Origin of the sequence: Pararhodobacter sp. SW119 (assembly GCF_017811755.1) — a bacterium.
In the GTDB taxonomy this organism is placed as follows: domain Bacteria; phylum Pseudomonadota; class Alphaproteobacteria; order Rhodobacterales; family Rhodobacteraceae; genus Pararhodobacter.
Window position 1 is genome coordinate 1 of record NZ_JADDJF010000073.1, and the last position, 10,835, is coordinate 10,835.

Genomic DNA, 10,835 nt, shown 5'->3' on the forward strand with positions numbered 1-10,835 from the left:
GTCCTGAGCCTAGAGCGCTTGATGCACAAGGCGTCGGTGGGCGTGGGCTCCGGTGCAGGGCAAGGTAACAAGGCAAGGGGTGATATCGTGTCGAGGGATCCTCTGAGTCGCGCCACGAGCAGCCTTGCATTGCGAAGCCGGTATCCGCACGGTATACATTTTTCCTGAAGGCATGGTGCGACACGACCTCGCCATGATCGTCAGGACATCCGGGGCCGCCATGAATGACAGTTCGGACGCAAGCACCTTGGGCCAATCCGCCTACGCGCGTCTGCGCCAGATGATCCTTGCCGGCGCGCTGCCGGCAGGCACGCGGCTGCAGGAGCAGGCACTGGCGGAGCGACTGGGTGTCTCTCGCACCCCCGTGCGCGAAGCGATCGGGAGACTTCATGCCGAGGGACTGGTTGCGCGACCGTCCGGTGGGGCGCCCGTCGTACACAGGATCACGGTGTCCGAAGTCATGGAAATCCTGCATGTGCGACGGCTTCTGGAGTGCGACGCGGCGCGCCAAGCGGCACTTGCTCCGCACCTGCCCGTCGAAGGCCTGCTGGAATTGAGATCGGTATTCAGGGGGTTTTGCGAGGGAGAGCGCCCGACACCCGAAGAGCACATAGCCTTCGATGATCGACTTCACCGACTGATCGCACAGACCTGCGGCTCGAACCTGTTAAGCGAATTGATCGAGACGTTGAAGCTGAAGACCAGGATGTTCGACAAAGGGTCCATACCCGAGCGGTTCGAACCAGGCTGCCGCGAGCATATCGAGATCATAGATGCCGTGCTTGCGCGAGATGGCGACCGCGCCGCGGCGGCCATGCATGTGCATCTGGAAGGGGCGCGAGCGGGCATCATTGCCCATCTTTCACGCTTGTTCTGATTTCGTGCGGCCGCACTGACGGACGCGGCATCGTTGGCGTTGACTTGCCATACACGCGGTATACAGTCGGGACGGAATCGAGATTGAAGGTTGAAGGAGGGGTCGCAGAATGTCCGAGAAGCCGCCGGGGCCGGTCGAACTTTCGGTGACTTTTCTCTATTTCCGCGACCTCCCGCGGGCGATGGCTTTCTATGAGCGTGTCATGGGATTCGAACTGGCCATCGATCAGGGCTGGTCGAAGATCTACCGGATAGCCGGTCACGCACATCTGGGCCTGGTGGACGAGACTCGTGGATCGCATCGCGCCGCGGATCCGAAGCCGGTCCAGATCTGCATCCGCGTGCCGAATGTCGACGCCTGGCATCGCTGGGCGTCCTCGCAGGAGGTCGAGGCGCTCAGCGATCCGAAGGACAGCGACAGCCTGCGCATACGCGCGTTTGTCTTCAACGATCCAGAAGGTCATCAGATCGAGGTGCAGTCCGCGCTCGCCTGATCGCCAACCGCGAAGAGGGTGGTGCACACCCCAGCAACCCCAACAAGGAGACCGAAATGACCCTGAACCTGTTACCCCTGCGCCGGCTCATGGCCACCGCGGCGCTGGCGCTGGCCCTTGCCGCCGGTAGTGCTGACGCCAAGCAATTGACCGTTGGCCTGACTGCGGATGCCGTCCACCTCGACCCGCAAGCGGGCGAGGAGTTGTCGTCGAACATCATGTTCTATCACATCTACGATCCGCTGGTGCGCCGCACCGCCGATCTGGAATTCGTGCCGGGTCTTGCCGAAAGCTGGGAACTGGTCGACGATACGACATGGCATTTTCGTTTGCGCGAAGGCGTGACCTTTCACAACGGCGCCGAGTTGACGCCACGCGACGTGGTCTTCACGCTGGAGCGCTTGAAGGCGTCGCTGATGTCGAGCCTCGGCCGGAACATCGAGAGCTTCAGCGAGGTCGATGAGCGCACCGTCGAGATCAAGACCTTCCAGCCCTACGCCGTCTTGCCGAACGACCTGGCCGGCATCCTCATCCTGAACGAGGCGCATGTCACCGAGGTGGGTGACGAGCAGGTCGACCTGTCCCCCGTGGGCACCGGCCCCTATCGGTTGGCGAACTGGTCCAAGGAAGACCGTCTGGTGCTGGAGGCGTTCGAGGAATACTGGGGCGGCAAGCCCGAGATCGACACCGTCGTCTTCCGGCCGATCACCAATCCCGCCACCCGGACGGCGGCCTTGCTGACCGGCGAAGTCGACATCGTTCAGGATCTTTCGGTCCGGGATGTCGAGCGCGTCGCGCGCGAAGCCGACTATGAGGTGATCACCCGTCCGAGCCTTCTGAACCTGGTGCTGGCACTTGATTTTCGTGACCAGTCGCCGACGATCCCGCTCGACACGAACCCGATGCAGGATCAGCGCGTGCGCGAGGCGATCACCCGGGCGATCGATGTCGAAACGATCCGCGTTGCGGTGATGAACGGTCTGTCGACACCGTCCGAGCAGTACGTCCCCGCCAGCCATATCGGCTATCTGCCGGGAGCAAGCTTTCGCGAGATGTACCCGTTTGACTTGGAGCGCGCGCGCGAACTGATGGCCGAAGCGGGTTATGCCGACGGCTTCAAGATGACGCTGGATGCAACGAACAACCGCTACGTCAACGACCAGCAGATCGCCCAGGCCCTGGCGCAGATGCTGTCGCAGATCGGGATCGAACTGGAACTGAACCTGATGCCGCGCGCCAATTTCTTCGGCTATATCCGCGTGCCGTCTGACAGCTCGTCCTTCATCATGTCCGGTTGGGATGTGCCGTCGGGCGATGCCGGGTCGATGTATGGCGCGATGTTCCATACACGCGACGTGCGCGATGCCTATGGCCGGGTGAACCGCGGCGCCTATTCCAACCCGGACGTCGACGCGTTGATCATTGAGGCCGACAGCACCGCGGATGTGCGGCAGCGCCATGAGACTTTGCAACGGGTCACCGAGATCCTGATGCAGGATATCCCGATGATCCCCGTCCACTACGAGCAGGACATCTACGCCGCCCACAACCGGGTGCAGTTCACGCCACGGACCGACAAGTTCATGTGGGCCTTCGAAATGGACATCGCAGAGTAAGGCGGTCGCGAGCCGGGCGCCAACGCGCCCGGCGTCGCCGGAATAATCCCATGTTCGCATATGCCGTCAAACGGCTGATCCAGATGCTGGTGGTGCTCTGGGCGGTCTCCGTCATCGTCTTCATGATGATGAGCTTCACCGGCGATCCGGTATTCATGGTCGTCCCGATCGACGCCACCGATGCCGAGATCGCGCAGGCGCGCCGCATCCTGGGCCTCGACCGCTCCTTGCCCGAGCAATACGTGTTGTTCCTCAAGAACCTGCTCCAGGGCGAATTCGGACGATCCTACGTGTTTCGTCAACCCGCGCTCGACCTGATTCTGGAGCGCCTGCCCGCGACACTGGAAATTGTGCTGGTTGCCCTGCTGATTGCTACCGTCGTCGCGATCCCGCTCGGTGTCTTCGCCGGCGCCAATCCGCAGAATCCGCTCAGCCGGTTGATCATGTCGGGCTCGCTCGTCGGGATTTCGCTGCCCGGTTTCTGGGTCGGCATGATGCTGATCTTCATCTTCGCGGTGGAATTACGGCTTTTTCCGTCGTCGGGCCGTGGTGAAACGGTCGAGTTTCTGGGAATCCGAACCTCGCTTCTGACGGCGAACGGCTGGCACCACATCGTCCTGCCGGCGGTAACCCTCAGCTTTGGCACGCTTGCGATCATCCTGCGCATCACCCGCGCCGGCATGATGGAGGTCATGCGCCAGGACTACATCAAGTTCGCCCGCGCCAAGGGTGTTTCACGCCGCGGCGTGCTCTATGGGCACGGGTTGCGCAACGGTTTGATCCCGGTCGTCACGATCTTCGGATTGCAACTGGGCGACCTGATCGCCTTCGCCACGATCACCGAAACGATCTTTGCCTGGCCCGGCATGGGCAAGCTTTTGATCGATTCGATCTACCGCGCCGACCGGCCCGTCATCGTGGTCTACCTGATGCTGGTTGCGCTGATCTTTGTCGTCGTCAACTTCATCGTCGACATCCTTTACACGATGATCGATCCAAGGATCACGGTGAAGTAATGGCATCGCGCGTCCTGTCCTCGCAGCTGGTTTTCAACTGGCGCCGCAACCCGCCGGCGATCCTCGGCACGTTGGTTGTGCTGCTTTGCGCGGTGATCGTCATCGCCGGGCCGCTTCTTGTCAGCCAGAACCCCTATGATCTGCGCCAGTTGAGCCTGCTCGACAGCTACAAGCCGCCCGTCTGGCTCGACGGCGGCGATCCGCGCTATCTGCTGGGCACCGACGGGCAGGGGCGCGACGTGATGGCCTCCATCGTCTACGGCACGCGGATCTCGGCGATGATCGGAGTTACCGCGATGCTGATGGCCTGCGCCATCGGCACGACGCTCGGGTTGCTCGCCGGGTATTTTGGTGGTCGCCTGGATGCGCTGATCATGCGGGTCGCTGATGTTCAGCTATCCTTCCCCTCGATGCTGATCGCGCTTTTTCTGATGTCCGCCTTCGGCACCGGTATCGACAAGGTGCTGATCGCGCTCACCGCCGTGGGTTGGGTCGTCTATGCCCGCACCGTGCGCGGCTCGACCCTGGGCGAGGTGCAGAAAGAATACGTGCAGGCCGCGCATGTCGCCGGGCTTTCGCATGCCAAGATCATCCTCAGGCATGTCCTGCCCAACGTGCTGACGCCTCTGATCGTGATCGCCACCGTGCAGGTCGGCACCTTCATCCTGATCGAGGCGTCGCTGTCCTTCCTGGGCGTCGGCGTGCCGATCACCCGTCCCTCGCTGGGTTTGCTCATCAAGAATGGTTTTGACGTGCTTTTTGCAGGGCTTTGGTGGAACTCGGTCTTTCCGGGACTGATGATCATGGCGATGGTCTTCGGCATCAACCTAATGGGCGATTTCCTGCGCGACGAACTGAACCCGAGGCTGAAATGACCGCGCCGCTTCTGTCCGTGCGCGGGTTGCGTACCTGGTTTCATACTTTCGCCGGCATCGTGAAGGCGGTGAACGGCGTCAGTTTCGACCTGATGCCCGGTGAAGTGATGGGGCTGGTGGGTGAATCCGGCGGCGGCAAGTCGGTCGTCGGCTTCTCGATCCTGGGGCTCATCGATCCGCCGGGCAAGATCGAGCAGGGCGAGATCGTGTTCGACGGCCGGGACCTGGCGCAACTGCCCGAGGACGCGCTGCGCCGGATCCGCGGGCGTGAGATCGGCATGGTCTTCCAGGACCCGATGACCTCGCTCAACCCGGTGCAGACGATCGGCCGCCAGATGGACGAGGTCTTGCGCCTGCACACGACACTCGACGCCCGTGCCCGCCGCGCCCGCTGTGTCGAGATGCTGGAAAGCGTCGGCATCAGCCAGGCGGCCGAGCGCCTGGGCGCCTATCCGCACCAGTTCTCTGGCGGCATGCGCCAGCGCGTGGTGATCGCCATCGCCATGCTGGCGCGGCCCCGCCTGATCATCGCCGACGAGCCGACGACCGCGCTGGATGTCACCATCCAGAGCCAGATCCTGCGTCTCATGCGCCGCCAGATCGCAGAGGAGGGTGCATCGATGATCCTGGTGACCCACGATCTGGCCGTGGTGGCGGAAATGGTCGACAAGATCACCGTTCTCTACTGCGGCAAGGTGGTCGAGGCCGGCCCCGTGCGCGAGGTGATCGACACCCCCGCGCATCCCTACACGCGGGGCCTGATCGACTCGATCCCCAACCCTGCGCACCGTCTGCCGCGCCTCAACCAGATTCCCGGCACCGTGCCCGATGTGCGCAACCTGCCCGCAGGCTGCAACTTCCGCGACCGCTGCCCGCGCGCGCAGGCGCTCTGCGCCGAGGTCGAACCGCCGCTGATCCCGAAGCGCGGCGGCCAGCAGGCCGCCTGCCACTTCCCTGTTGCGATAGGGGAGCCCGCATGACCGCGATGCTCGAGGTCGCGAGGTTGGAGCAGCGCTTCCAGCTTAGCAAGGGGCTCCTTGACCGGATCAGCTTCAAGGGCGGCATCCCGAGGCTGCGCGACACCACCGTGCATGCGGTGAACGGCGTCAGCTTTTCCATCGCGCCGGGCGAGGTTCTGGCGCTTGTCGGTGAGAGCGGCTGCGGCAAGTCCACCGTCGCCAAGACCATCGCCCGGATCTACGAGCCCACCGGCGGGCGTATCCGCATCGATGGCGAGGATGTCAGCACCTACGGGCCGCGCAAGATGCTGCCGGTGCGTGCCAAGATGCAGATGATCTTTCAGGACCCCTTCGCCTCGCTCAACCCGCGTCAGAAGGTGCGCGACATCGTGGCCGAGCCGCTTCTGCAGCAACTCGGATCGGGCCGACGCGCCGAGGTGAGCGAACGCACGGCGGCGCTGCTGGCGCGCGTCGGGCTCAATCCCGAACAGGCCGGGCGCTATCCGCACCAGTTCTCGGGCGGGCAGCGCCAGCGCATCGGTATCGCCCGGGCGCTCTCGGTCAATCCCGGCCTGATCATCGCCGATGAGCCGGTCTCGGCGCTCGACGTGTCGATCCAGGCGCAGATCCTCAACCTGATGCTGGATCTGCGCGACGAGTTCGGGCTGGCCTATCTCTTCATCAGCCATGATCTGTCGGTCGTCCATCACATCGCCGACCGGATCGGGGTGATGTATCTGGGCTTCATGGTCGAGGCCGCGCCCCGCGACCGGCTCTTCGCGCAGCCGCGCCACCCCTACACGCGCGCGCTTCTGTCGGCCGCCCCGACGATCGAGCCGCACCGACGGACCACCGAGATCGAACTGACGGGCGAGGTGCCGAGCGCGCTCTCGCTGCCCTCGGGCTGCTGCTTTCGCACCCGCTGCCCCTTCGCCTGGGACCGCTGCGCGGCCGAGCGCCCCGCCCTGCGCGACCTCGGCGGCGGCCAGTCGGTCGCCTGCCATCTGATCGACGAACCCGAAAGGGACCGACTTTGACCACGATCCTGCAAGCCCGCCTGCCACTGCGCGACCCGCATGACTGCACCGATGGCGCGGACGAGCTGTGTCTTTACGGCGCCTTCTACGACACGCTGATGCGGCGCGGGGGCGCGGGCTTCGCCCCCCGCCTGGCCGAAACCTGGGAGGTGGCGGATGACGCCCGCCACTGGCGCTTTCGGCTGCGCCCTGGCGTGCGGTTCCATGACGGTACCCCCTGCGACGCCGCGGCGGTCGTGGCCTCGCTCAGGCGCATGGCGCGACCCGACAAGGGCTACACGCTTGGCGCACCAGGCGTCTGGGCGCAGTATCTGGGCGGCGCGGACATCGCCGCAGCAGACCCGCTGACTGTCGAGGTTGCACTGACACAGCCGATGGCCGATCTGCCCGACGTGCTGGTCCAGGGTTTTATCGTGGCCCCCGCAGGCATCGCGGCGCTGGAAGAGGGCGTGACCACCACTCCCATCGGGACCGGCCCCTACCGACTGACCGGCACGGGCGAAGGCTGGATCGCGGCCGCGGCGGTCGATCACTTTGCCGGCCGTCCCGCAAACCCCGATCTGCGCTGGGAAGCCGAGCCCGACCCCGCCCGTCGGCTGGAACGGTTGCTCGCGGGCGAGGCGCATGTCGCCACTGCGCTCGAGTTTCACGCCTCCCGCGCGCTCGAAACCGCCGGCGCGACGCGCATCGAGCAGCTCTCGCCCGTGGCCATCATCTACCTGCTGAACGCCGCGAAAGGGCCACTTGCCGATCCCCGCGTGCGGCTGGCGCTGTCGCTCGCGCTCGACCGCGCGGGGCTGATCGACGCCGCCGTCGAAGGCGCCGCCCGTCCGCTCAACGGCATTGTCAGCCCCCTGCATTTCGGCGCCGGAACCGACCCCGCGCCGGCTCGCGATCCGGCCCGCGCCCGTGCGCTTCTGTCCGAGGCGGGCCATGCCGACGGTCTGGAACTGGGCCTCGACTGCCCCACCCGCCTGCCGGACGAAGCAGAGAAGCTGAGCGCGGCGCTCGCGGCGCAACTCGCCGAAATCGGCGTCAAGCTGGAGATCCATATCCACCCCGAGCGTGAGGATTACGCCCACATGGTCCGGCGCAAGGAGATCCGCGATCTCTGCGTCTTCGACAGTTCGCCCCTCTCGACCTTCCGGGTACTTCACGAGAAGATCGATAGCCGTGTGCGCGGCTCCTGGTGGCAGGGCTACGCGAACGCCGAGGTCGAGGCGCTGATCGACCGCGGCCGCACGACGACCGACGATGCCGCCCGCGCGGCCCACTACGCGCAGGCTTACCGCCTGATGCAGCAGGATCCGCCCTGGCTCACGCTTTACAACCCGCTCAAGGTCACCGGGATCGCCGGTCGGCATCCCGGCTTTTCGCTGCCCGTCGATGCGGTCCTCGATGTCGCCGCCCTGCCCAAGCTGGAGGGGTGACGATGGACCTGCTGATCACCGGCGCCACGATCCTCAGCATGGACCCGGCGCGGCACGTCCTGAAGGATGCCGCCGTCGCGGTGCAGGGCGGGCGCATCGCCGCCATCGGCCCCGCTACCGACCTGCCGCAGGCCGCAGCCCAGGTCATTGACGCGCGCGGCATGGTAATGATGCCCGGCCTCATCGACGTCCACGCCCATGCCGGGCACGGACTGATCAAGTCGATGGGCATGGACCGCGCCAACCGCTGGGAGGAGATCTGCGGCGAGGTCTACACCACAGCCTCGCCGCCCGAATTCTGGTATGCCGAAGCGCGGCTTGCGGCACTTGAGCGGCTGCGCTTTGGCGTGACCTGCGGCGTCTCGCTTCTGGGCGGCGGCGACACGATCATGCGCACCGATGCGCCCGACTACGGCGAGGCGCATTGCGACGGCGTGGCCGAGGTCGGCACCCGTTCGGTCGTCGCCGTCGGCCCCACGCGCGCGCCGCATCCGCGCAGCTACGCCGGGGCCGATGGCGTTCGCTATCCGGTGACCTTCGAGCGCCAACTCGATACCTGTCGCACGCTCGTGCAACGCCGGCATGGCCGGGGGCGTATCGAGATCGCGCTTCTCTATCCCGTGCTCCGCGACGAGCATGAGTCGGGCATGGCCCCCAGCGATTATGCCGAGGCCACGCGCCAGGCCCAGGCGACGCGGGCGCTCGCGCGCGATCACGGGCTGGTTTTCACCCAGGACGGGCACGAGAAGGGATCGATCCGCAGGGCGGAGGCGCTGGGACTTCTGGACGAACGGGCGCTGCTTTCGCATGCCATCGACCTCTACGACGACGAGATCGAGATCTGCGCGCGAACCGACACCAAGATCGCGCACAACCCCTCGGCTCTGGCCTCGGTCCGCGGCCGCTGTCCGGCGATCGAGTTGATCGAGGCCGGGGTCTGTGTCGCCTTGGGATCGGACGCGACGGCGCCGGACCGATCCGGTGACATGTTCCGCCACATGCAGCAGGCGATGCACTACCATCGGCGGCATTTTCGGGATGCGGATGTGTTGCCGCCGGGGAAGGTGTTGGAAATGGCAACGATCGACGCCGCCCGTGCGCTGGGGCTGGCGGACCGGGTGGGTTCCATCGAGACGGGCAAGGAAGCCGACCTTGTCCTCGTGGACATGCGTCGGCCGCATCTTTATCCGGTGAACATGGAACCTTATCGCATGGCGTGCTTTGCCAACGGCAACGATGTCGACACCGTCGTGATCGGCGGCGAGGTCGTGCTAAGCGAAGGCCGACCAACGCGTGTCGACACCGGCCGTATCCTCGCGGATGCGCAGCGAGGGGCCGAGGCGATGATCGAACGGATCGGCGCTGCTGCCGATCTGGAGCTGCCGAAAGGCTTCTGGGGACACGCCCGCTATCCGGCCGGTGACACCTGAAAAGCGGAAAACCCCGCCGTCGTGGTCTCGAACCGGCAATCCTGTCCGAACCGCACCGCCCGCAAGACCTGAAGGAGACAACACAATGACCCGTCTGACCGAAGATGCCGCCGGCGTCTATGTGATCGCCGCGACCCCCTTCCTGCCCGATGGGGCCATCGATCACGCCAGCATCGACCGGATGGTCGCTTTCTACCTCGAGGCTGGCGCGACCGGGCTGACCATCCTCGGGATGATGGGCGAGGCGCCGAAGCTGACGCAGGACGAATCGCTCTCGGTCGTCAATCAGGTGCTGGACCAGGTCGGCGGGCGCGTCCCCGTCGTCGTCGGCGTCTCGGCGCCCGGCTTCGCGCAGATCGCGGGTCTGAGCGCGGCGGTGATGGATGCCGGCGCCGCCGCGGTGATGATCGCGCCGCCGGGCAGCCTGCGCACCGACGACCAGATCGTCGCCTACTACCGCCAGGCTGCCGAGTTCATCGGTGACACGCCCTTCGTGCTGCAGGACTTCCCGCTGGTCACGGGCGTGCAGATCGCGGTTCCGGTCATTGCCCGCATCGTCGAGGAATCGCCGACCTGTGTCTGCCTCAAGCACGAGGATTGGCCGGGGCTCGACAAGATCGGTGCGTTGCGTGCCGAGGGGCGGCTTTCGCGGCGCATCTCGATCCTGTGCGGCAACGGGGGGCTTTTCCTGCCCGAGGAGATGACGCGCGGGGCGGACGGGGCGATGACCGGTTTCGCGTTCCCGGAGATGATGGTGGATGTGGTCCGGCATATGCGGGCCGGTGAGGTGGACCGTGCGCACGACCTTTTCGACGCCTACCTGCCGCTGGCGCGCTACGAGCAGCAGCCCGGGGCGGGCCTTGCGGTGCGCAAGTATATCCTGGCGAAGCGGGGGGTCATCGCGCATGACAGCCTGCGCCGCCCCGGTGCGGCGCTCAACGCGGCGACGCGGGCCGAGGTCGACATGCTGCTGGCGCGCCAAGAGCGGCGGTTGCAGGAACTGAGCTAGGACCGGGCCGACTTCGGTGGATGGCGTGCAAATTTGCACGCTTTCTCAAGGCGCTGATTTATAGTGATATTCCGGCGCCGTTAACCGCAATGA

At 65.6% G+C, this 10,835-nt stretch carries 10 protein-coding genes; all 10 read left to right on the plus strand.

From position 1 onward, the window contains the following. Positions 1-124 precede the first annotated feature (124 nt). The 10 genes from IM708_RS19100 to IM708_RS19145 all read left to right on the plus strand — a co-directional run bounded on the left by IM708_RS19100 (position 125) and on the right by IM708_RS19145 (position 10,742). The gene (locus IM708_RS19100; protein ID WP_245243330.1) at positions 125-877 is read left to right on the plus strand and encodes a GntR family transcriptional regulator; all 753 of its coding nucleotides are present in this window, start codon (positions 125-127) and stop codon (positions 875-877) included. A gap of 109 nt (positions 878-986) precedes the next feature. After that, entirely contained in the window at positions 987-1,370 is a 384-nt protein-coding gene (locus IM708_RS19105; protein ID WP_209428160.1) for a VOC family protein, read from the plus strand. Between the two features lie 56 nt (positions 1,371-1,426). Further along, positions 1,427-2,986, plus strand: a complete 1,560-nt coding sequence (locus IM708_RS19110) for an ABC transporter substrate-binding protein (RefSeq protein WP_245243331.1) — start codon at positions 1,427-1,429, stop codon at positions 2,984-2,986. Positions 2,987-3,036: 50 nt separating this feature from the next. Next, on the plus strand, positions 3,037-4,002 hold the full coding sequence (locus IM708_RS19115; protein WP_209428161.1) for an ABC transporter permease: 966 nt from the start codon (positions 3,037-3,039) through the stop codon (positions 4,000-4,002). Continuing rightward, positions 4,002-4,877, plus strand: coding sequence for an ABC transporter permease (locus tag IM708_RS19120; RefSeq protein ID WP_209428162.1), 876 nt, complete (start codon positions 4,002-4,004; stop codon positions 4,875-4,877). The genes IM708_RS19115 and IM708_RS19120 overlap by 1 nt, the downstream gene beginning before the upstream one ends. Beyond that, positions 4,874-5,857, plus strand: a complete 984-nt coding sequence (locus tag IM708_RS19125; protein ID WP_209428163.1) for an ABC transporter ATP-binding protein — start codon at positions 4,874-4,876, stop codon at positions 5,855-5,857. Before IM708_RS19120 ends, IM708_RS19125 begins: the two co-directional genes overlap by 4 nt. Continuing rightward, the gene (locus tag IM708_RS19130; protein ID WP_209428164.1) at positions 5,854-6,873 is read left to right on the plus strand and encodes a dipeptide ABC transporter ATP-binding protein; all 1,020 of its coding nucleotides are present in this window, start codon (positions 5,854-5,856) and stop codon (positions 6,871-6,873) included. The genes IM708_RS19125 and IM708_RS19130 overlap by 4 nt, the downstream gene beginning before the upstream one ends. Next, positions 6,870-8,303, plus strand: coding sequence for an ABC transporter substrate-binding protein (locus IM708_RS19135; RefSeq protein ID WP_209428165.1), 1,434 nt, complete (start codon positions 6,870-6,872; stop codon positions 8,301-8,303). The genes IM708_RS19130 and IM708_RS19135 overlap by 4 nt, the downstream gene beginning before the upstream one ends. 2 nt (positions 8,304-8,305) lie before the next feature. Next, positions 8,306-9,733, plus strand: a complete 1,428-nt coding sequence (locus tag IM708_RS19140; RefSeq protein ID WP_245243332.1) for an amidohydrolase family protein — start codon at positions 8,306-8,308, stop codon at positions 9,731-9,733. A gap of 85 nt (positions 9,734-9,818) precedes the next feature. After that, positions 9,819-10,742, plus strand: a complete 924-nt coding sequence (locus IM708_RS19145) for a dihydrodipicolinate synthase family protein (protein WP_209428167.1) — start codon at positions 9,819-9,821, stop codon at positions 10,740-10,742. The last annotated feature ends 93 nt before the right edge of the window (positions 10,743-10,835 follow it).

Coding starts and splice junctions, on each gene's coding strand:
- IM708_RS19105 (WP_209428160.1), top strand. CDS start 987: ATGTCCGAGAAGCCGCCGGGGCCGGTCGAACTTTCGGTGACTTTTCTC.
- IM708_RS19110 (WP_245243331.1), top strand. CDS start 1,427: ATGACCCTGAACCTGTTACCCCTGCGCCGGCTCATGGCCACCGCGGCG.
- IM708_RS19115 (WP_209428161.1), top strand. CDS start 3,037: ATGTTCGCATATGCCGTCAAACGGCTGATCCAGATGCTGGTGGTGCTC.
- IM708_RS19120 (WP_209428162.1), top strand. CDS start 4,002: ATGGCATCGCGCGTCCTGTCCTCGCAGCTGGTTTTCAACTGGCGCCGC.
- IM708_RS19125 (WP_209428163.1), top strand. CDS start 4,874: ATGACCGCGCCGCTTCTGTCCGTGCGCGGGTTGCGTACCTGGTTTCAT.
- IM708_RS19130 (WP_209428164.1), top strand. CDS start 5,854: ATGACCGCGATGCTCGAGGTCGCGAGGTTGGAGCAGCGCTTCCAGCTT.
- IM708_RS19140 (WP_245243332.1), top strand. CDS start 8,306: ATGGACCTGCTGATCACCGGCGCCACGATCCTCAGCATGGACCCGGCG.
- IM708_RS19145 (WP_209428167.1), top strand. CDS start 9,819: ATGACCCGTCTGACCGAAGATGCCGCCGGCGTCTATGTGATCGCCGCG.